This is a genomic window from Parasphingomonas halimpatiens (genome assembly GCF_036663795.1).
Lineage (GTDB): Bacteria > Pseudomonadota > Alphaproteobacteria > Sphingomonadales > Sphingomonadaceae > Sphingomonas.
Genome location: NZ_JAXOJP010000031.1, coordinates 16,767 through 35,679 on the forward strand (window position 1 = coordinate 16,767; position 18,913 = coordinate 35,679).

The 18,913-nt window shown below is 67.2% G+C and carries 19 protein-coding genes; 5 read left to right on the forward strand and 14 right to left on the reverse strand.

Annotation, left to right across the window (positions count from 1 at the left end):
- Nucleotides 1-1,182, forward strand: a complete 1,182-nt coding sequence (locus tag U1839_RS21595; RefSeq protein ID WP_332805640.1) for a glycosyltransferase — start codon at nt 1-3, stop codon at nt 1,180-1,182.
- Nucleotides 1,179-2,060, forward strand: coding sequence for an NAD-dependent epimerase/dehydratase family protein (locus U1839_RS21600; RefSeq protein ID WP_332805641.1), 882 nt, complete (start codon nt 1,179-1,181; stop codon nt 2,058-2,060). The genes U1839_RS21595 and U1839_RS21600 overlap by 4 nt, the downstream gene beginning before the upstream one ends.
- Here the strand turns inward: U1839_RS21600 and U1839_RS21605 are convergent.
- The 6 genes from U1839_RS21605 to U1839_RS21630 all read right to left on the reverse strand — a co-directional run bounded on the left by U1839_RS21605 (nt 2,050) and on the right by U1839_RS21630 (nt 7,996).
- The gene (locus U1839_RS21605) at nt 2,050-3,270 is read right to left on the reverse strand and encodes a glycosyltransferase family 4 protein (protein WP_332805642.1); all 1,221 of its coding nucleotides are present in this window, start codon (nt 3,268-3,270) and stop codon (nt 2,050-2,052) included. The two genes, U1839_RS21600 and U1839_RS21605, sit on opposite strands and share 11 nt — an antisense overlap.
- Entirely contained in the window at nt 3,270-3,803 is a 534-nt protein-coding gene (locus U1839_RS21610; RefSeq protein ID WP_332805643.1) for an LbetaH domain-containing protein, read from the reverse strand. The genes U1839_RS21605 and U1839_RS21610 overlap by 1 nt, the downstream gene beginning before the upstream one ends.
- 157 nt (nt 3,804-3,960) lie before the next feature.
- Nucleotides 3,961-5,526: a hypothetical protein gene (locus U1839_RS21615; RefSeq protein ID WP_332805644.1), complete on the reverse strand. Its 1,566-nt coding sequence runs from the start codon at nt 5,524-5,526 to the stop codon at nt 3,961-3,963.
- A complete protein-coding gene (locus U1839_RS21620) occupies nt 5,519-6,742 on the reverse strand; it encodes a glycosyltransferase (protein WP_332805645.1) in 1,224 nt (407 codons plus the stop codon). The genes U1839_RS21615 and U1839_RS21620 overlap by 8 nt, the downstream gene beginning before the upstream one ends.
- A 9-nt stretch (nt 6,743-6,751) precedes the next feature.
- A complete protein-coding gene (locus tag U1839_RS21625; RefSeq protein ID WP_332805646.1) occupies nt 6,752-7,294 on the reverse strand; it encodes an NUDIX hydrolase in 543 nt (180 codons plus the stop codon).
- 162 nt (nt 7,295-7,456) lie between these two features.
- On the reverse strand, nt 7,457-7,996 hold the full coding sequence (locus tag U1839_RS21630) for an acyltransferase (protein ID WP_332805647.1): 540 nt from the start codon (nt 7,994-7,996) through the stop codon (nt 7,457-7,459).
- Nucleotides 7,997-8,149: 153 nt separating this feature from the next.
- On the opposite strand from U1839_RS21630, the gene U1839_RS21635 reads away from it, so the two are divergent.
- Nucleotides 8,150-9,121 (forward strand): GDP-mannose 4,6-dehydratase, encoded by a 972-nt coding sequence (locus U1839_RS21635; protein ID WP_332805648.1) that lies wholly within the window; start codon nt 8,150-8,152, stop codon nt 9,119-9,121.
- Between the two features lie 24 nt (nt 9,122-9,145).
- Here U1839_RS21635 and U1839_RS21640 read toward each other — a convergent pair whose 3' ends face one another.
- A complete protein-coding gene (locus tag U1839_RS21640) occupies nt 9,146-10,276 on the reverse strand; it encodes an acyltransferase family protein (RefSeq protein WP_332805649.1) in 1,131 nt (376 codons plus the stop codon).
- Between the two features lie 189 nt (nt 10,277-10,465).
- On the opposite strand from U1839_RS21640, the gene U1839_RS21645 reads away from it, so the two are divergent.
- Nucleotides 10,466-11,683, forward strand: coding sequence for an acyltransferase family protein (locus U1839_RS21645; protein ID WP_332805650.1), 1,218 nt, complete (start codon nt 10,466-10,468; stop codon nt 11,681-11,683).
- Here the strand turns inward: U1839_RS21645 and U1839_RS21650 are convergent.
- The 5 genes from U1839_RS21650 to U1839_RS21670 form a co-directional block, all read right to left on the reverse strand.
- Nucleotides 11,636-12,661 carry a putative sugar O-methyltransferase gene (locus tag U1839_RS21650; protein ID WP_332805651.1) on the reverse strand — a complete coding sequence of 342 codons (1,026 nt, stop codon included), beginning with the start codon at nt 12,659-12,661 and terminating at the stop codon, nt 11,636-11,638. The two genes, U1839_RS21645 and U1839_RS21650, sit on opposite strands and share 48 nt — an antisense overlap.
- Before the next feature lie 329 nt (nt 12,662-12,990).
- Nucleotides 12,991-13,365 carry a hypothetical protein gene (locus U1839_RS21655; protein WP_332805652.1) on the reverse strand — a complete coding sequence of 125 codons (375 nt, stop codon included), beginning with the start codon at nt 13,363-13,365 and terminating at the stop codon, nt 12,991-12,993.
- Nucleotides 13,362-13,595, reverse strand: a complete 234-nt coding sequence (locus U1839_RS21660) for a hypothetical protein (RefSeq protein WP_332805653.1) — start codon at nt 13,593-13,595, stop codon at nt 13,362-13,364. Before U1839_RS21660 ends, U1839_RS21655 begins: the two co-directional genes overlap by 4 nt.
- Nucleotides 13,592-14,041 (reverse strand): N-acetylmuramoyl-L-alanine amidase, encoded by a 450-nt coding sequence (locus U1839_RS21665; protein WP_332805654.1) that lies wholly within the window; start codon nt 14,039-14,041, stop codon nt 13,592-13,594. Before U1839_RS21665 ends, U1839_RS21660 begins: the two co-directional genes overlap by 4 nt.
- Nucleotides 14,042-14,081: 40 nt before the next feature.
- Nucleotides 14,082-14,411 (reverse strand): hypothetical protein, encoded by a 330-nt coding sequence (locus U1839_RS21670; RefSeq protein ID WP_332805655.1) that lies wholly within the window; start codon nt 14,409-14,411, stop codon nt 14,082-14,084.
- A gap of 68 nt (nt 14,412-14,479) precedes the next feature.
- Here U1839_RS21670 and U1839_RS21675 point away from each other — a divergent pair, with 68 nt between their 5' ends.
- Nucleotides 14,480-15,088: a GDSL-type esterase/lipase family protein gene (locus tag U1839_RS21675; RefSeq protein ID WP_332805656.1), complete on the forward strand. Its 609-nt coding sequence runs from the start codon at nt 14,480-14,482 to the stop codon at nt 15,086-15,088.
- On the opposite strand, the gene U1839_RS21680 is transcribed toward U1839_RS21675, so the two are convergent.
- Together U1839_RS21680 and U1839_RS21685 are read right to left on the reverse strand one after the other, a co-directional pair.
- On the reverse strand, nt 15,067-15,366 hold the full coding sequence (locus U1839_RS21680) for a hypothetical protein (RefSeq protein WP_332805657.1): 300 nt from the start codon (nt 15,364-15,366) through the stop codon (nt 15,067-15,069). The genes U1839_RS21675 and U1839_RS21680 overlap by 22 nt on opposite strands.
- Nucleotides 15,366-18,611: a hypothetical protein gene (locus U1839_RS21685; RefSeq protein WP_332805658.1), complete on the reverse strand. Its 3,246-nt coding sequence runs from the start codon at nt 18,609-18,611 to the stop codon at nt 15,366-15,368. The genes U1839_RS21680 and U1839_RS21685 overlap by 1 nt, the downstream gene beginning before the upstream one ends.
- Between the last annotated feature and the right edge of the window lie 302 nt (nt 18,612-18,913).

Sequence of the window (18,913 nt, forward strand, 5' to 3'; positions counted from 1 at the left end):
ATGCGCATCGTGCAACTCGTCCGCGACGTGCATCCGCGTGCCGGCGGCCCGCCGCGCGTCGTGATCGGCTCATCGATCGCCCTCGCGGCGCTGGGGCACGAGGTATCGATCGCGGCGATCGGCACGGCGGATGACGCGCGCGCGGTCCACGCCGCCTGGCCCGAACTGCACCACGGCGGCGTTACCCTGCGGCTGTTCGCGCCAAGTCGCCCGGCGTTTCTCGGCACGAGCGCCGCGCTGGCGCGGGCGATGCGCGCCGATGGCGGCGATGTCGACCTGATGCACATGCACGGTGTGTGGGACGGCTGCCTGATCGCTGCCGCGCGCGCCGCGCGGGGTGCGCGGCAGCCCTATTTCATCTCGCCGCACGGCATGCTCGATCGCTGGTCGATGGCGCGATCGGCCGCCAAGAAGAAGGCGCTGCTCGCGCTGGGCGGGGGCAATCGCTTCCTTGCCGGGGCGGCAGGCATGATCTTCGGGACAGCGGACGAAGCCGAAGAAGCCGACCGCATCGCGCCCGATGTCGCGCGCATCACGGTGCCGAACGGTGTCGATGCGCGCATGGTCGCGCCGCGCGATGCGTCGGCCGCCGATCGCCTGCACGCGGCGATTCCGGCGACACGCAACTGGTCGCGGACCATCCTGTTCTACAGCCGGCTCCATCCCAAGAAGAATGTCGATGGGCTGATTGCGGCCTTTGCGCGCGTTGCCGACGCCTTCCCCGGCACCGGGCTGCTGATCGCCGGCATTGCCGACGATGCCGCCTATGAAGCGCAGATCCGCGCGGCGGCGGCGGCGCCGGGACTGGCTGACCGCATCGTCGTGACGACCGCGCTGACGGGCCCCGACAGCCGTTTCGTGCTCGATGCGGTGGATGTGTTTGCGCTGCCGTCGCATCAGGAAGGCTTTTCGATCGCGATCATCGAGGCGATGGCGCGCGGCATCCCGGTACTGATCAGCGATCGTTGCCATATGCCCGAGGTTGCCGAAACGGGTGCCGGCGAAGTCGTGCCGCCGACGCCGGACGGTCTGGTTGCCGGGCTGACGGCGCTGCTGTCGCGCGACGGCGATGCATTGCGCGCGGCGGGCGCATGCGGCGCGCGGCTTGTCGCCGGGCATTTCACCTGGCCGTCGGTCGCCGCCCGGCTCGAAGCCATTTATACCGCGGCGCTGCGGCCATGAGCGGAAGCGGCGCTGTCGTCGTGACCGGCGCCGGCGGCTTCATCGGACGGCGCCTGGTCGAGGCGCTGCTGCTGCGGGGACATGACGTCCATGGCTGGCGGCGCGCGGACGTCGAGCTTGGCGATGCGGGCGCGGTCTCAAGCGCGATGGCGGCGGTCGGGCCGAGCACCGTGTTTCATCTCGCCTCCTCGGGGGTATTGCCGCAGCGCCAGACCGAGGATTGCATCGCGCGCGACGAAGCGATGACCGCCAATGTCATCGCGGCGATGCCGGCGGGCGCGGTGCTCGTCCAGGCCGGCAGCATGGCGGAATATGGCCATGCCGGACGGCTCGCCGAAAGCGACGTCGCCCTGCCCTCCAGCCTGTACGGCCGCGCGAAGCTGGCCAGCACGCACTGCGCGATGCACGCGGGTGCGGCACGCGGGCTGCGCGTGCGTGTGGCACGGATCTTCGGCGCCTGGGGGCCGGGCGAGCAAGCCGGCCGCCTGATCCCCACCTTGATCGACAAGCTCGGGCGCGGCGAAGCGGTGGCGCTGAGCGATGGTACGCAACGCCGCGACTTCATCCATGTCGACGACATATGCCGGCTGCTGCTCCGCCTCGCCGAGATCGACGCCGAGGAACCCGTGATCGTGAATATCGGCACCGGTGTCGCGGTTTCGGTCAGGCAAGCCTGCGAACGGATCGCTCGGGCGCTGGGCGCCCCGGCCGAGTTGTTGCATTTCAACGCGACACCGCGCCGCGCGACCGACGAGGCGCTGCTCGAGGCGGATACCACACGCCTCATCGCGCTGCTTGGCGAAGCGCCGCCGCAGCGCCTGCTCGACGAAGACGATGCGCGCCTTCGCGCGGCGTTGACCGGCGGCGTTACAGGCTGAGAAACAGCCGGTCCCAGCGTTCGAAGCTGTCGCTGCGGCCATAATCGCGTTCGAGCGCAACGCGCGCGGCGCGGCCCATCGCCGCGACGCGCGCCGCATCCGACGCCAGCGCTGCGATCGCGGCGGCAAGCCCCGCCGCGTCGCCCGGTGCGACCGCGACGCCGCAATCCTCGCGCCGCACGATCCGCGCGATCTCGCCATCGAGGTCGGTGACGGCGATCACCGGGCGGCCGGCAGCGGCAATGCCATAGAATTTGCTCGGGACGATCAGCCCCTCCATTTCCGATCGCAGCGAAAGCCAGTGCACGTCGGCCGCGCCGAGCGACTCGCTCAGCCGCGCGCGCGGCTGATAGGGACGGAACTGGAAGCGCGCGGCAAGCCCTTCCTCCGCCACGCGCGCCGTCAGCCGCGCACTCTCATGGCCGCCGCCGATCATCAGGAAGATGATATCGTCGCGTTGCGCCAGCAGCGCCGCGGCACCCAGCAGCGTTTCGAACTCATGCGCGCGACCGAGATTGCCCGAATAGCCGACGACGAAGGCATCGCCGAAGCCCCATTCCTCGCGCAGCGCGACGGCATCGCGCGCCAGCGGGCGAATGGCCGTTTCGTCGCTCCAATTCGGCATTATAGCGATCTGGCCGGCCGGCACCCCTTCCGCGGCGATCCGCTCGGCCATGCGCTCGCCGATCGCGATATTGAGCCGTGCACGGCGCAGCGATGCGTTGCGCCATCGCCGCAACAGGCGGCCGAGCGGACCGCGCATTGCACCCACGCCGAGCTCGGCGGCGACCTCGGGATAAAGATCCTGCAGCCAGTTGATCAACACTGCCCCGCGCAGCCGCGTGGCGATGCTCGCCACCACCGAGAGCAGCGGTGGATCGGTCTTGGCGATGACGATATCACCGCGCCGGGCGGTGCGCAGGATCGCGAAGAACGCGGTCAGGTAAAAGGACAGATAGTCGACCGCGCGCCCGGCAAGGCCGGCGCGCCCGAAACGCGAACTCCACACGCGCCGGATCGCGACGCCGGCATGAACGTCGCGCGCCGGCAGCAGCGCCATCGGATCGTCATATCGCAGCCGGCTGGCGATGACGCCGACCTCCCAGCCCCGCGCCGCCAGCGCCTCGGCCAGATCGGTGAGGATCTGGGCGGTGGCGCTGTGATCGGGGTAATAGAAGCGGTTGACGAACAGCAGGCGGCCGCGCGGCATCAGTCGTCCCGTCGCTGGCGCTTGCGCAGCGGTTTCGCCGGGTTGCCGCCGACCACCGTCCAGGCCGGCACGTCGCGAATCGCGACCGCGCGCGCCGCAACGACCGCACCTTCGCCGACCGTCACACCCGGGCCGACATAGGCCTCACCCGCGACCCAGCCACGCGGGCCGATCGTGATCGGCGCGGTCATCAGATGATGCGCGGGATCGTCGATGTCGCGGCTCGCCGTGCACAGATAGGCGCGCTGGCTGACGCTCGCATCGTCGGCGAGCGTGATGGTCGCCACCGAATAGCAATCGACACCGTCACCGATCACGGCGCGATCCCCCATGACCAGATTCCACGGCGCCCACACGACCATCCCGGGATAGGGCAAGGCACCGCGCCCGATCCTGGCGCCGAAGCAGCGCAGCAGGAAACGGCGCCAGCCCGGCAGGATGCGCGGCGACGGCCGGAACAGGAAAAGCCAGACGAGACCCCATAGCCCGCGCCCGATCTTGCTCCGCAGCGACGGCGGCGGCTGACGCGTCAACGGGGTGCGTGCCGGCGGCGCCGGGTCGGTCCGAAGGCGGGCAATGGGCTGAGGCGTTGCGCGCGTCACAATCGTTCAATCTCCGCTCGCTGATCCCGCTGACTGGCGTCACCCTAGCGCGGCGTGAACCAAATGGCGATTGCCCGAAATCAACCTCTCACCGCGGCGCGCCGCCGCCGCCGATGCCGGGGACACGCAGTTGCGCGAAGGTTGGGCGCTTGCGGCGGGACCGCGCCAGAAGCCGGCCAAGCACATAGAAGGCGACCACCGGCACGATGGCGATGGTGACGAACTGGATGCTGCGCATGGCCAGCGCGGCGGCGAAGAAGCCGCTGGCATAATAGACCAGGTCGAGATTGGTTCGCGCGGCGAAACCGACACGATTCCACCACGACGTCAGCGCACCGATCAGCAACGACACCAGGATCAGGGTGGGATAGCCGGCAATCAGATACGCCTCGCCGACATAGGTGATGGCAAGCGTATAACCACCGCCGGTCGCCAGCGCGTCCTCCACGCTCGTCGACCAGCCGATGGGCTTGTCCGGCCACAGCGCGCGCGGCACCCATTTGGTGAAGATCTGGATCACCACGTCGCTGCCCGGAAACGGATAGGGATCGGGGAACACGCCGACCACGCGCGCGATCGACACCATGTTGTTGTCGATCATGAAGCCGTCGCTCTGCTGCTGCCCGGCGCCGTTCGACAGATAGCTGCCCAGCCCCTGGTTGCGGAAGTCGAGCATATAACCCGACACCATCCACAACAGCGCGGCGCAGGCGACGGTCGTCAGCAACAGCCGAAAGGTGTGGGTGCGACGGCTGGCCATGAAGAAGGTGACGAGAAACAATCCGGCCTTGATCAGCAGGACGTTGCGCGCGCCTTCGCAGAAATCGAAAAAGGCCATGAACAGCAGCAGCGACCCGACGGCGATCCGCGCGCTGAGACCATAGGCCCTGGCATAGGCGAAGACGAAGCCACCAAGCGCGGCAACGATATACAGCAGCAGGTTGAGCTCGGTCAGGAACGAAAGCCAGCCGCCCTGCTGGCCACGCTGCCACGGCCGGTCGAAGCGCTGCTGCAGCAGCCAGTGGATGATCTCGAACGGATTGAACGATGTCGTGAGCAGAACGTAGAAATAACCGAGCAAGGCCAGCACGAAGAACAGCCGCAGCAGCGCAAGCGGCGAGAGCTCCGGCAGGCGGACCTGTTCCGGCGTGGCGCGGACCGGTACCGCGATGTGCCGGCCCACCGCGATGCCGGCGAATCCGATCAGCACCAGACCGCACGCCATGACCGCGTTGCCGGTGGCCGCCTCATAAAGCAGACGCACGTGCGGATGGAGAAATTCGGCAAAGGTAAGAAAGTACAGCGTCCACAGCGCGATGATATCGACCCGGGCCAGCGATCGAACGCCCCCCAGCCCCTCGATCGCCAGCGCGATACCCAGCACGACGAGCAAGGCGTAAGCACAGTAACGATAGGTTTCCAGCTCGGTGCCCGACGACGGAATGGTCAGCCAGACGAGCAGCGTGCCGACACAGATCGAGATCGTCGAAAAGAGCTTCAGGCGCAGGTCCGCCGGCTTCACCCAAGCCTGATCGTCCGCCACCGTCGCCATCAACACATCTCCGTCGCGATTGCCCGCGGAAAACATTCCCGGCACGCCCGATAGCGCGATGTAGAGCGAAACGGGCGGTGTCGCGACCCCAAATTCATCCACCGTCTCGCGTGTTGCGCGCGGCGAGGCGCGACAACAGCCAGCGCGACAACCGCCCGGCACGGCGAACCGGGCCGCAGCGCGCACGCTCGACCGCCGCCGCGACACCGGCGCCGAAGCGCGCAGGCCCGAAATCGGCGACGATGCGCGAGCCCGCGGCGCCCATCGCGGCGCGGTCGGTCGAGGGGGCAGCAAGATCGATCAGGCGCTGGGCGATATCCGCATCGTCGAGCGGATCGACCGTCCAGCCGTTGACGCCCTGCTCGACCAGATCCTCCGCGCAACCGCAGGCCCGCGACACGATGACCGGCAGACCCGCCGCCATCGCCTCGTTGACCACCAGCCCCCATTGCTCGACCGTGCTGATATGGACGAAGCCGCCCGCCAGGCCGTAAAATGCCGGCAGATCGTCATATTGACGAAAGCCCATGAAGCGAACCGCAGCGCCGAGCCCGCGCGCGGCGGCCTGCGCTTCCAGCTCGGCGCGCAGCGCGCCGTCGCCGATCAGCACGAGATCCCAGGCGTCTTGCGTGACGGTGGCGCGATAGCTGGCAAAGGCGTCGATCAGCCGGGTGAGGTTCTTCTTGGCGATGAAGCGGCACGACGCGAGGAAATAGCGCTCCGGCAGCCCGAGCGTCGCGCGCGTCGCGGCGGCGTTGTCGCGCGCGGCCGCCGCGCCGCGCGCGAAAAAGTCGTTGTCGACGGCATCATAGCCGATAAACACCCGGTCAGGCGCCATGCCGAGCGCCTCGACATAGCGGCGTTGCGGCGCCCCGCCGACCAGGGCGGCATCGCACAGGCCGACGATATGTCGCTTGATCGCCTCGCGCAAAAAGCTCCGCGTCGCATCGTGCGCGGTCGATTCGGACAGCATCACCGCCGGCCGGTCGCGCTCGCGCGCCCATAGCAACGTCGCCAGCGCTTCGCTGTGCGACCAGCCCGTAACGCACACCACCGCGGGGTCGGCCGTGTCGAGCGCCGCGCGCACCGCGCGCACCATCTCGGCGGCCGGCTTGTCCTCGATCGGCGCGTCGCTGAACAATGTCCTGCGCGCGAAGCGCTCCTCGCCGAGACGCGGCTCCCAGGCATAGACGGTACTGCGGCGCGATCCCTCGATCCCGACCACCGAAAGGCGTGCCGCCGCGCCGTTGATGCGCGCGAGGATATAGGGGCTGAACATGCGAAAATAGATCGCAACGTCGGGGCGCTGGTCGGTCATCGGCGTGCGTCAGATCAGGCGCGGGCGCGCCAGCGCCCAGGCCGCAACATGATGAATCACGGCGAATTGACCTTCAGCCAGCGCACGATCGACCGCGTCGGGCCGCATCAGGCGGATTTCGGCGACCTCACGCTCATCGACGATCGGCTCGGCGACGCGCACGCAATCGCGCGCGAGGAAATAATGGCCGAGCGAGCCGCGCTGATTGCCATTGTCGACATAGCTGCCCAGCGCCTCGAGCGCACCGGCGCGAAAGCCCGTTTCCTCGGTCAGTTCGCGCGCGCCCGCGGCATCGGCGGCCTCGCCCGCCTCGACGAATCCGGCGGGAAACCCCAGCCCGAAGCGCCGCGCCCCGTGCTTATATTCCCACAAGGTCACGATCTCGCCGCTCGGCAATTGCGGCACGCACAGCGCGAAGGTCGCCAGCTCGACCTGGTAGAAATCCTCGATCACCGCGCCCGAAGCGATCCGCACGCGCTCGCGCGCCACCGTGACATAGGGTGCGGCGGTCAGAATCTCGGTACGGTCGAGAACCGTCCAGGCGCCGCTCATGCCGGCCGCGCCGCGGCCGCGACGCCTGGCGCATATCGCGCGTGATCGATCAGGACGGTCCGGTACATGTCGCTGGTCCCTGCAGATGGTGCTGGCGATGCCATTCCCCGGTCACGCGGCTCTATCCGCGAACTCACGCTGCGATGCAACAACATCGACCGGTCAGCCCAGCCAGGGGCGATAGGCCAGCCGATATTCGAGTTGGTCGGTGCGCAGCCCGATCTCGCGCGCCGGATTGCCGCCGACGATGGTGTAGGGCGGCACGTCCCTGGTCACGACCGCACCGGCCGCGACGACCGCGCCCTCGCCGATCGTGACACCGGGCATGACGAGCGCGCGAAAACCGATCCAGGCGCGGTCGCCGATCGTCACCGCGCCGCCGCGATCGGCGAAATCGGGCGATTGCGGATCATGCCCGAGCGTCAGGATCGACGCTTCGGGGCCGATCGACACGTCGTCGCCGATCGCGATCGGGTGGACGCGGCCATCGAGAACGCAACCAAAGTTGATGACGTTGCGCTGCCCCAGCAACACCTTGCGCCCGTTGAGGAAACGACAGCCGAGTTGCACGCCCGATCCCGCGCCGAAGCGGCCCAGCCAGAGGCGCAAATAGGCATGACGGATCGATCGGGACGGGACGTGCGCCAGGACGGCATTATACTTCCAGGCCAGGATCGTGCCCGCGAGCGACCGAATCGACATCGTCTCGACCTACGTGCGCTTGGGCCCGGCGGCAATGGCAGCGACGTCATGACCGCAAACTGTCCCGTTTTCAGCCGGCGCCCGCTTTTTACGTCGCCGCGCGCGCGACTCCGCCTATATGGGGATCGGGGGACATTTTGGGGGAATCGCGGCTTGACCAAGCGTGCATTGATTTGCGGTATTTCCGGCCAGGACGGCGCTTACCTCGCGCGCCTGCTGGTCGATAAGGGTTATCAGGTATTCGGCACGTCGCGCAACATCGCGTCGGCGGATCTGTCGCGCCTCGCCGCGGTCGGCGTTGGCGACCAGGTGACCTTGTGCTCGGCGACGCTGTCCGACTTTCGCAGCATCCTGACGACGCTGGCCGAGATCAGGCCGAGCGAGGTGTATAATCTGTCGGGGCAGAGCTCGGTCGGCCTGTCGTTCGGCCAGCCCGTCGAAACGATCGAGAGCATCACGGTATCGACGATCAACCTGATCGAGGCGATCCGCTTTCTCGATCCGACGATCCGCTTCTACAATGCGGGCTCGAGCGAATGCTTCGGCGACACCGTGCGCACGGCGGCGACCGAGGAGACCCCGTTCCAGCCACGCAGCCCCTATGGCGTCGCCAAGTCCGCAGCGCACTGGATCGTGCGCAATTACCGCGAGGCCTATGGCGTGTTCGGCTGCACCGGCATCCTGTTCAACCACGAATCGCCGTTGCGGCCGCGCCAGTTCGTCACCCGCAAGATCGTCGACGGCGCCTGCGCGATCAAGCAGGGCAGGCTCGACCGGCTGACGCTGGGCAATCTCGACATCACGCGCGACTGGGGCTGGGCGCCGGAATATGTCGTGGCGATGTGGTCGATGCTGCAGGCCGAGATCGCCGACGACTATGTCGTTGCGACCGGCAAGGCCTGTAGCCTGGCGGCATTCGTCGCCCGCGCCTTTGCCGTGCTCGACCTCGACTGGCGCGACCATGTCGATATCGACAAGGCGACCTTCCGCCCGCTCGACATCAGCTATAATTGCGGCGACGCGTCCAAGGCGGCGGCGCGGCTCGGCTGGCGTGCCGAGACGCTGATGCCCGACGTCGTCGACCGGATGGTCGCGGAATCGCTGGCGCGATTGCCGCACGGCTAGCGGATCCGGCGTCGGCGCCCCCGGCTATTGGTCGAGCGGACGCGGCGCCAGCGCTTCTTGCACCGGCTTGACGCGGCGGCCGAGCCAGCGCGCCTCGCCCCGCTCCATCGGCCGGCGCAGCCGGAGCGCGGGCTTTTCGATATAGGTCCAGGACAGGCCGGCGAACGCCGCGGCCGCCGCGGTGCTGGCGATGGTGTTGATCACCGGCGCCTGCGCCCATGGCCCGATCGCCGCGGCGACCGCCTGCTGCATCGGAAAGCCGTAGAGGAAAATGCCATAGGAATAGTCGGCGCCGCGAATGAACCATAAGCGCCGGCCGTTGGTGAGCCCCAGCCAGATCGCGACATAGGCGGTGGTGAACGGCGCGAACAGATCGCCCGACGGCACCACCGTCAGCAACAGCGCCGATGCGACCACCGCACCGATGAACCATGCCGGGGTGCACGGGATGCGCTCGCGGTAGAGATAGATGGCGACGCCGCACAAAAAGGCGACGACCAGCAGCAGGCCCGGCAGCGGGCCGACCACATAGAGGATCGCGCCGGTCTTCCACAGCTTGATCGCGCCATAGCCCAGCGCGATTCCCAGCGCGGCGAGCGGCAGCAGGATCGGCCGGCGCTTGACCCCGATCACCGCCAACGCGGCGAGCGTGACGTAGCACAGCAGTTCGAACGGCACGGTCCACAACTGGCGGTTCATGTAATCGGGCAGCGGATTGTGCGCGAACACCCCCGGCAACATCGATTGTGGATCGCCGATCAGATTCCAGAAATAATGCGCGAACAGCGGATCGTGGACATAGCCGGCGAGCGTATATTTGGTGAAGATCGGCCCGAGGATCAGCGCCGAGAGCAGCGCCTCGACCGCCAGCGCCGGGTAGATGCGGATCGCGCGCAAGCCGAGGAACATGCCGAGCGTGCGCGACCGCTCCAGGCTGCCCGCCACGAGAAAGCCGCTGAGCGCGAAGAACATCGGCAGGATCGCCCGCACCACGGGCCGCGCCGGCGACAGCCACAAGGCGATCTCGCCGGGGAAATTATAGCTGACGATCGCGCTGTGCACCGCGATGACGCCGATCGCCAGCGCGAGGCGCAGATAATCGAATCCCGACGGACGCCCCCCGCTCGCCGCCAGCTTTTCCGCCATCGTCGCCATGCTGTCCCCCGAAGCCCGCCCAAAACGGTTTCAGCGCCGCTATCGAGACGCGGTGCGACCGACGCAAGGGCAAAGGCATGGGCAGGGCGCGATCGTCGGCTACCGCCGCGCTCTTTTTTTGCCGACGCGCCCGCCCGCGTGACGCACAAAGATTGCAGCGACAGCGCTGGCGTGCTTAGCCGAAGTCCGATGACGGCATCGCAACGACCCGAGAGCAGCCCACCCCTGGTGACGCTCGATATCATGCGGGCCATGGCGGCGATTCTGGTGGTGCTGGAGCATTCGCGCGGGCTGGCGTTCCTGACCTTCACCAAGCTGCCGATCGAGCAACAGACCGTGCTGGTCAAGATTGCCTATCTCGTCGCGCGCCTGGGCCAGGAGGCGGTGACGATGTTCTTCGTGCTCAGCGGCTATCTCGTTGGCGGACAAGTGATTCGCCGCGTCAGGCAGGGCAATTTCGCGCCGCGCGACTTCACCATCGACCGCATGACGCGCATCCTGCTGCCGCTCGTCCCCGCGGCTTTGTTCGCCGGGCTGGTCGGTACGCTTGCCAAGGGTGCGCCGCTCGATCCGCTTCAGATTATCGGCAATGCGATCGGGCTCAACGGCATTCTCGTCGCCACCCTGCCCTATGATTCGCCGTTGTGGAGCCTGCCCTACGAAATCTGGTTCTACGTCATCGCCGGCGCCGGTGCCGCGCTATGCGCCGGGCGCGGCGGAGCGATCGCGCTGATTGCGATCATGGCGGCGATGGTCGTCTTTTGCCGGCTCGACGCAGCGCTGATCATGATCTGGATGCTCGGGGCGCTGGTCAGCGCGGTCGAGCTGCCGCGCGGTCGCGCGATGCTCGCCGCGCTCGGGCTGGTCGTGATCGTCCTGGGCAGTGCCGCGATCCAGTCGACGCGTCCATCGCATGCCGGGATTCATGCCGGCGCGCTGACCGTCGATCTGGCACGCAGCATCTTCGCCGCCGGCATCGCCCTGACGCTGCCCTGGCTGACCGAGGCGCGGATCAACCGGGCGCTGGCGCGGCACGCCATGGTGGCGCGCGTCGCCGCCTTTCTCGCCGGCATGTCCTATTCGCTCTATCTGTTCCATTATCCGGCGCTCAACATTCTCGATCGCTGGTTCACGCCGGGTCCGGTGTCGGCGGCCGCGTTCATCCACTCGCTCACCGCGCTGGCGATCCTGTTCGCCTTCGCCGCCGCGATGTACTGGCTGTTCGAGCGCAACACCGACCGTGTGCGCCGACGGCTCAAGGCGTGGCTCGCGCCTGCCGGCCGCGGTGGCGCCGATCCCCGCGCCGACGACGCGTCGGGCGCGGCGCACCCCGGCGCCGAGCGTCACGATGCGCCGGCGCTACGTGGCGAGCGCGAACAGGTGATAATGGGTCGGGCAGAAGCCTAGTTCCTGCACCTCGGCGCGGCGATATTTCGGCTCCCTGACCAGCAGGCGGTAGCCGTGGAGCGCGAGGATGTCGGAAAAATCCGCGCCGTCATTGGTCAGCAGCTCGCGACCACCGCCGCCCAGCACCGCGTTCGGCGCGATCAACAGATGCGGCACGCGGCGCCGCGCCAGTTCGGCGACCCACCATGAGATCGCTTCGCGGCGACATTCGGAAAAGCTGTGAATGTTGATCGCCAGATCGATGCCGTCGAGCGCAGCGCTGGTCTCGACCTCGTCGAGCGGCACGATGCACGCCTTGTCGGCGACGTCGCGCGCGCGCAGGTAGAATTCGCACAGGAACGACGAGACGGCGACGCCATCGGTGCAAAGATAGGCGCCGAGATCTGGCAAGGCGCGCACCGCGCGGTGCGCGAGGCGCCCATAGCCGGCGCCGATGTCGAGAATGCGCAGGCCCCGGCGTTGCGAAATCTGCAAATGGCGCTCGAGGAAATTGAGCTCGCAGATCGAATCGAGCAGGTCGTTCGACATGGTCCGGCCGTCGAGCTCATAGGTGAGATTGCCGAACGCATCGTCTTCCTCGAGCGTGTCGAACAGGCCGAGCGTGTCGATCGTTTCGAGATAGTAATTCGACACGACATAGCTGACATAGCTGTAGTTGCGGCCGCGCAACGCCCAGCGATAGGCATTGTCGCCGCGAAAATATTTGAGATCCTCGGCGGTGACATAGCCATGCTGCCAGATCAGCGGCGTGGTGACGCGCGGATCGGCAGCGGCATAGCGCCGTTCGAGCTCGACCAGGCGTGGATTGTCGGGGCGCAGATAATCCAGCGCCGCCGCGCCGAGCGGGCTGTCGCCATGGGTCGGCTCGGTCACCGGCGCGATTTGCCACGGATAGGCCAGCGCCTTGGGGATCAGGACCAGGCCACGCCGGTCCGCCGCCTGGGTGATCATCGCCTTGATGTTGCGCTTCAAAGACATGCCTTGCCCCCTTCGGGCGACGCGAGGTGGCTCGCGACGCGGTTCGCCCTCCATCCCCCCAGGGGACGACCGACCGCGCGAACGATCTCGATGTCATATCGGATCGCAAACCACAGCAATGGCGTTCGAAAACGCCCAGCACGCGCCGAGGTTCCACGCGCTTCACCGCGGCCGTATCGCGCGCCTCGCAGCGCGCAATGATCGCCAGCGCATCGGCCGTGCGGCCATTGGCCTTGTCGAGCTGCGCGGTCTGTGCGTCGCCGAACGCGATCCAGTCGCCGACCGTCCGCCCGGCCGGCAAGGGCGCGCCCGGCACGGGATCGCGCCAGCTAGCGGGGATCAGCGTGCTGCATGCACTGGGGATCGCGGCGATAGGCGGCGCGCCGACACAGGCCGCGCAACCCAGCAGCGGCAACATCAGGATCGACCGGCGCCAACGCGCCATGGGCATTGCGGATCGCATCGTCATTCTCCCGGGTAATGGCATCGCCGGCGGCGTCGTCGTCCATGCGGTTGCCGATGGTGTTGGCGGCATCCTGCCCGCTGGCGATGGCGGCGCCGGCCTGGCCGGTCGCGAGCTTCGCCGTGACGCGGGCGGAGCGCGCCGCGCTGCACGATCGCTGCGCGACAATCGCCGCGAGCAGGGTGAGCAACAGCACCGCGACGAGGACCCGCGCGCCGTTCCTGGCGACCCAGCCGGTCATTGCCCGCCCCCGAGCGCGCGCGCGACGGCGGTGTCCTTCAGCGCCGTCGCGGTGCCGCCGCCGGCCAGCAGCAGGCCCATGCCGGTGCCGAACTCGATGATCGAAAAGACGTGATTGATGACGAGATGCGCCCCGGCATAGCCGATCCCGGCCAGCACCGAGAGGCCCCACAGCATCCGCGAGACGTCGAGATGGCCGCTGCTCGGCCCACGCAGGAAGTTGAAGCTCATTGCCCGCCCCCCGCCAGCCACGCCGCCACGTCGAAGCTCGGGCAGGCCTTGGCGACGCCGGGCCAGTCGCGATGCCCGCGGATCACCGCGTGCGGATGGTCGGCGCGCAGCCGCGCGACGAGATCGGCCATCGCGGCCGTCTGCGCCGGCGTGCGCGTATCGGCCGGCCGGCCGTCGGGCTCGACCCCGCCGACATAGCAGATGCCGAGATTGCCGCTGTTGTGCCCGCCGACATGCGCGCCCTTCTGGTCATGGCGCAAAGTCGGCACGACATGGCCGTCGAGCTCGATGACATAGTGATAGCTGATCTGGCCGAACTTCGCGCTGTCCCAGGCGCCGATCGTCGCCGCCTTGACGTCGCGGCCGCGCGGCGTGGCGGCGCAGTGGATCGTGATGAAGTCGATCGCGTTCGGGTCCATCCAGGCCGGTGGCCTTGTGCTCGTCATGTCCAGTCCTTTCGTTGCAGGCGCCGTGCCCGTGCGGAGATCAGCCGTGCGCGGCATCGCGGATGGCGCGGATTTCCCGTTCCTTGTCGGACAGCGCCGCCTTCATCTGCTGGCGCAGCGCGGCCGGGCCGTGGAGCAGCAGCATCGTCTCGAGCTGCTTCACCCGGTCGCGCAGCGCGGCAACCTCTTCGTCGCAGCGCCTGCGCTCCGCATCGAGCTGCGCCTTCATGTCCTTCAGTCGCGGCTCGAAAAACAGCCGCCAGATGGTCGCGCCCAGCCCCATCCAGAACACCGTCGCCGCCGCCCACGACGCCATGATGACGCCGGCGAGCGCGCCACCGGTCACGGGCGGGATCGCGGGGGCGGTCATGCCGTTACCTCGGAAACGGACGCAACTTCCTCTTGCGACGATACAATCCGGTCAATAGGTCCGCGCTGATGCGTCTGCGCCCCCATTATGCGATTATCGCCCTGCTGTGTGCCCTGCTCGCGCCCGTCGCGCTCAATACGAGCCTTCGCTGGGCTTATGAGCAGACGGTCGCAAACTGGCTGGCCAAGGCCGTCCCGCCCGACCGCGTGTTCATCGGCGACAGCCTGACGGCCGGCGGCGGCGATTTCGGGCGCTTCGGCAACATCAATCTCGGCATTACCGGCGCATCCACCCGCCAAGTTTCGCAGATGCTGCGCCGCGCGCAGCCATACAACCCGCGCCAGATCGTCGTCATGGCTGGCTCCAACGACGTCGATGCCGGGACGGACCTCGCCACCCTCGCCGCGTCGTGGCGCACGATCCTGGCCGACAAACGCGTGCTCGTCGTTCTCACGCCGCACAGCCGCTACCCCGCCGCCAGCGCGCGCATCGATCAGGTGAATGCGATGGTCCAGGCCATGGCCAAGGCGGCCGGGCGACCAACGGTCGAAATCCGCGGTTTGACCGGCCCCGACGGGCTGTTGCTGCCCGAGATGACGACAGACGGCGTGCATCTCACCCGCGCCGCCTATGCGAAGTGGCGCGAGGCTCTGGATCATGCCGCCACCGCCCGCTGATACGCTTCCACGATCAGCACCAGATTGTAGCGCGACGGGCCCCTCATCTTGTCCCACGTCAGGCCGATGCCGCCGGGGATGACCGCACTGATGGGCGCGATGATCGCCGCCGCAGCTGCCTCGACATCGTCGATCGGCGCCAGCGCGGCCAGCGCGTCACCGAGCGCGGCATAGCCGGCCTTGGTCTCGTCGCTCTGATCTTCCCATGTCGCGACGGGATAGGCGCGATAGGAATAGGCGGTCTGTGCCGCGTAGAAGAGGTCTTCGGAAACGCTCATCACAGCACCTTCGTAAAGACGGTTGCCCATTGGCGGAGGTCGTTGAGTGCGCCGAGCGCGAAGGCCGGCTCATTCGCCGTGAACGAGACGGTCCAGTCCTGATCCTGGTAGATCCCGTCGACTTTGGCGCCGTCCGCGACATTGCCGGTGCGCAGCGTCGTGCCCGTATAGCGGATCGTGTCGCCGGCCCCGATCGCGCCCGACAGCGTGATGCGCAGCCGCGTTGCCGAGGTCGCCGTGACGCTGGAAATCGTCACCCCGCCCGCGCTGGCATCGACGAATTCGAACCCCTGATTAATGACGACGCTCGGGATATTGTTGCTGTTGGTGCAACTGAGCGTCAGCGCCCGCCCCGCGCGCACGCGATAGTCGATATCGATCGTCGTTCCGCCGACGCTGTAGGTGTAAGCATAGGGCCGCAAGCAGCCATAGCTCTCGCCGTCGAACAGCATCCGCGTCACCGCCTTGCCGAACAGCTCGCCGATCCAGCGATGCCCGAGCCGGTAGGGGTGGATGAAGTTCGTAATCGGATACATCGGCCCGATGCAGAACATTGGCCGCGTGCCGCGATTATCCTCCATGTCGAGGAATTTCTGGTCGATCTTCTGGTTCAGCTGGCAGCTGTTGACGGTGCCATCACCCGAATAGTTGATCTGCGGCGCCAGCAGGATCGGGTTGTGCGATTGTCCGGTGATCGCCTTGATGTCGGTGCAGAAGCGATCGTACAGCGCCTGCAGGTCGGCCACATAGTTCGCGTTGAGCTGGTCGCTATGCCCCTGCTGCCACAGGATCAGGTCGACCGAATAGCTCTGCCCGCGCGTCGTCGCGAAGTCACGGCCATAGACGATCTGGCGCAGCGTCTTGTTGTAATAGTCGCCGGTGACGAGCGTGGCTGTCTTGAGCTGCTGCACCAGCGGAACGACGGACTGATAGGCCAACGTCGCGAGCGTGGCGCCGCCAGCGCCATAGCCGGCGACGTGCCAATCGGTCTCACGGCCCTTGGGGTGGCTGTTGATCGTCTTCCAGCAGCCTTGAAGGAAGTTTTCGCCGGTCCCGCCGAGATTGTGCTGGTCGGTGCCGGATGGGTTGCCGTAGCTGTTGAGAGATACGCAATAAGGGCCGATGTCACCCGGCCAATCGATATCCCTGCAAACGAACAGGTTTGGAAAGGCCTCGCGTGTGACGCTGTTGCCCTCGCCGCTGTGCGAGCTGTTGTTGAGCGCGACCATGCCGTCCCAGGTATTCGCGCCGTGCCGCCAGGCATCGGTGCAGGTGATCGCGCCCTGAAACCACGATTGCCCCATGCCGACGACACCGCGCATGCGCGGCCGGCGATGCAGCGGCGCCGTGCCGTGGCGATGCGCAACCATGTCGTGGAGGTCAGCGAACGCTTGTTCGGTCAGATCGTCGGCAATCGCCGCGCCCTTCCAGTAATGGCGAAGGCCCTCCTGGATCGGCTGCACCGTGTTGGCGGCACGGTCGTTGCCGTTGAAATACCAAGTGTTGAGATCGGTCAGGTTCGGCAGAATGACGGTCCCGCCAAGCTGCTGGCCGATGCTGTAGACGCACTGCCCGTTGACATAGAGATAGACGACATCGCCGCTGCGCCGGATGGCGAACGTCGCGACCGTGCCAAAGACAATCGAGCCCTTGGAGACCAGCGAAACATTGGTGCCGGTCGCCGGGTCGTACATAAAAAAGGTAAGCTGCCCGAGATGCGAAATGCCGCATTCGAACCGACTCCCCGATGGGCCGACCGCTTTGAACAGATAATAATTGCCGCGTAACCACGAACCCGGGGGCGCGCTGTCATAGCGGAAATATCCGTTGACCATTTCCCACGCTGCGAATGCCTGATCGAGCACGATCTTTACATCGGGGGTGTAGGTCGTGTTCTTGTCGGCGTTGACGAGGATCATATCGCCTTCGAGCGGCGAACCGGGAAGGGTCGCTTCGGTGCTCACCGTCGAGGTGAGCGTGTTCAGATCGACCGAATAGACGACCGCGAAATTTCCGTTCGTCTTCGACAGCAACGTGCCGCTGTACTGAAACCCTGCCTGTGACGAGAGGTAAATGCCGCGCGCATTATAGACCGGGCGCGGGTCGGCGCCGGCGAACAGCGTGCCGTTGATGGCGAGCGACGTCGCGCTGTCGTCGATCGAGGTCAATGCCGTCATGATCGTCGACGAACCGCTATGGGCGGTGCGCGGGCCATCCATGTCGATCAGCAGCTTCAGCGAGCCGGTGCCAACCGCTGCCCTTGCGGCTTTGGCATAGGGGCCAATGATCGGCAGGGCCGGGAAGGTGAGCGGCACCGGCCCCACACCGGAAACCGCCGTCGCCGTCCCCGAGACATTGGCATAGCGCAACAATTGCGTGTTGTCCGAAGACTGCACCCAATAGCCCGCCCCGCTGACGACGAGGAACTGCGCGCTTAGCGCCACTACTGCGCCCGTGAGGCCGGCTGATGCGGTGAAGGAGGGCGTCGGAACCGTCGCCGTCGCGCCGATATACAGGCCAGGGCCGGTAATCGTCACCGCCGTCAACGCGCCGCCGGACACGGTGAACGTGCCGGTCGGGTTGATCGCGAAATTGCCGCCGCTCCACGCGAGCGCGAACGTCCCGTTGGTGCCGCCGCCGCCGCCGGTGATCGCGCCGACACCAGCCTGGGTCAGCCCGCGCGGCACGTTGCTCGCCGCGCTGTTGGGGTAGGCGCCGGCGGTGGCCGCTGCCTGCGCTGCGCTGGTGACTGCGTTCGCGGCCGCCACCGCGCTGCCGCCTGCGCTGGCGGCACTGGCCCCCGCCGCACTGGCGGCACCGGCCGCCGCGCTGGCCGCGCCGGATGCCGCGCTGGCAGAGGCCGCCGCCGCATCCGCGCTGGCATCCGCCGCCGCCACGCTGGTCGTGTCGAGCCGCTTCCTGGTTACCAGCGCGCGCACCGCCTGGCGGCGGTTGATCGTGTTGATCGTGGCGAGATTGTACGCGCCTTCGTTTTCGAACACGCTGTCCTGCAGATAGTCGGGGCTGGAACGCAGCACGATTTGCGCGCCGGCGGCCGGCGGCGCGGCGAAGGTGACGGTGCCGCCATTTTCCGCCAGCGCCACGGTGTAACCGGTCGATTGCGCGACCCCGTCGAGCAGGACGGTCACTTCCGCAGCGGTGATCGCGGTAAAGCTGAAGGCGAACGCCGCCTGGCTGCCATTGCCGACGAACGGGCCATTTTCGATATCCGGACTGATTGCCACGCGCACTGCCTCCTTCGCGAAGGGCAGTGAATTAGGCGGGCCGTCGGAAGAGTTGAATCACGCTGAACGACAATGGGCGATTCAGCTGCCGGTCGATGACACGAAAATCCGTTTGGCAAAGAACCGGGACAACACCCCGCCTGCAGCGGGGGATTCCCTTTTTTAGATTCTTATATTCTTCCCTTTATTGTTCTGTGTCTTGCCCCTGTCCTGCCCCTGTCGTGCGCGCTGTCGCGGTTCGGTGTTTGCGCCGGTCCTGCTCGACGCCTGAGAACGACACCAAGCCATTGCAAACAGATGCC

Excerpts from the sequence above, each read along its gene's own strand:
- U1839_RS21595 (WP_332805640.1), top strand. The coding sequence starts at position 1 with ATGCGCATCGTGCAACTCGTCCGCGACGTGCATCCGCGTGCCGGCGGC.
- U1839_RS21600 (WP_332805641.1), top strand. The coding sequence starts at position 1,179 with ATGAGCGGAAGCGGCGCTGTCGTCGTGACCGGCGCCGGCGGCTTCATC.
- U1839_RS21605 (WP_332805642.1), bottom strand. The coding sequence starts at position 3,270 with ATGCCGCGCGGCCGCCTGCTGTTCGTCAACCGCTTCTATTACCCCGAT.
- U1839_RS21620 (WP_332805645.1), bottom strand. The coding sequence starts at position 6,742 with ATGACCGACCAGCGCCCCGACGTTGCGATCTATTTTCGCATGTTCAGC.
- U1839_RS21625 (WP_332805646.1), bottom strand. The coding sequence starts at position 7,294 with ATGAGCGGCGCCTGGACGGTTCTCGACCGTACCGAGATTCTGACCGCC.
- U1839_RS21630 (WP_332805647.1), bottom strand. The coding sequence starts at position 7,996 with ATGTCGATTCGGTCGCTCGCGGGCACGATCCTGGCCTGGAAGTATAAT.
- U1839_RS21640 (WP_332805649.1), bottom strand. The coding sequence starts at position 10,276 with ATGGCGACGATGGCGGAAAAGCTGGCGGCGAGCGGGGGGCGTCCGTCG.
- U1839_RS21645 (WP_332805650.1), top strand. The coding sequence starts at position 10,466 with ATGACGGCATCGCAACGACCCGAGAGCAGCCCACCCCTGGTGACGCTC.
- U1839_RS21650 (WP_332805651.1), bottom strand. The coding sequence starts at position 12,661 with ATGTCTTTGAAGCGCAACATCAAGGCGATGATCACCCAGGCGGCGGAC.
- U1839_RS21655 (WP_332805652.1), bottom strand. The coding sequence starts at position 13,365 with ATGACCGGCTGGGTCGCCAGGAACGGCGCGCGGGTCCTCGTCGCGGTG.
- U1839_RS21660 (WP_332805653.1), bottom strand. The coding sequence starts at position 13,595 with ATGAGCTTCAACTTCCTGCGTGGGCCGAGCAGCGGCCATCTCGACGTC.
- U1839_RS21665 (WP_332805654.1), bottom strand. The coding sequence starts at position 14,041 with ATGACGAGCACAAGGCCACCGGCCTGGATGGACCCGAACGCGATCGAC.
- U1839_RS21670 (WP_332805655.1), bottom strand. The coding sequence starts at position 14,411 with ATGACCGCCCCCGCGATCCCGCCCGTGACCGGTGGCGCGCTCGCCGGC.
- U1839_RS21675 (WP_332805656.1), top strand. The coding sequence starts at position 14,480 with ATGCGTCTGCGCCCCCATTATGCGATTATCGCCCTGCTGTGTGCCCTG.
- U1839_RS21680 (WP_332805657.1), bottom strand. The coding sequence starts at position 15,366 with ATGAGCGTTTCCGAAGACCTCTTCTACGCGGCACAGACCGCCTATTCC.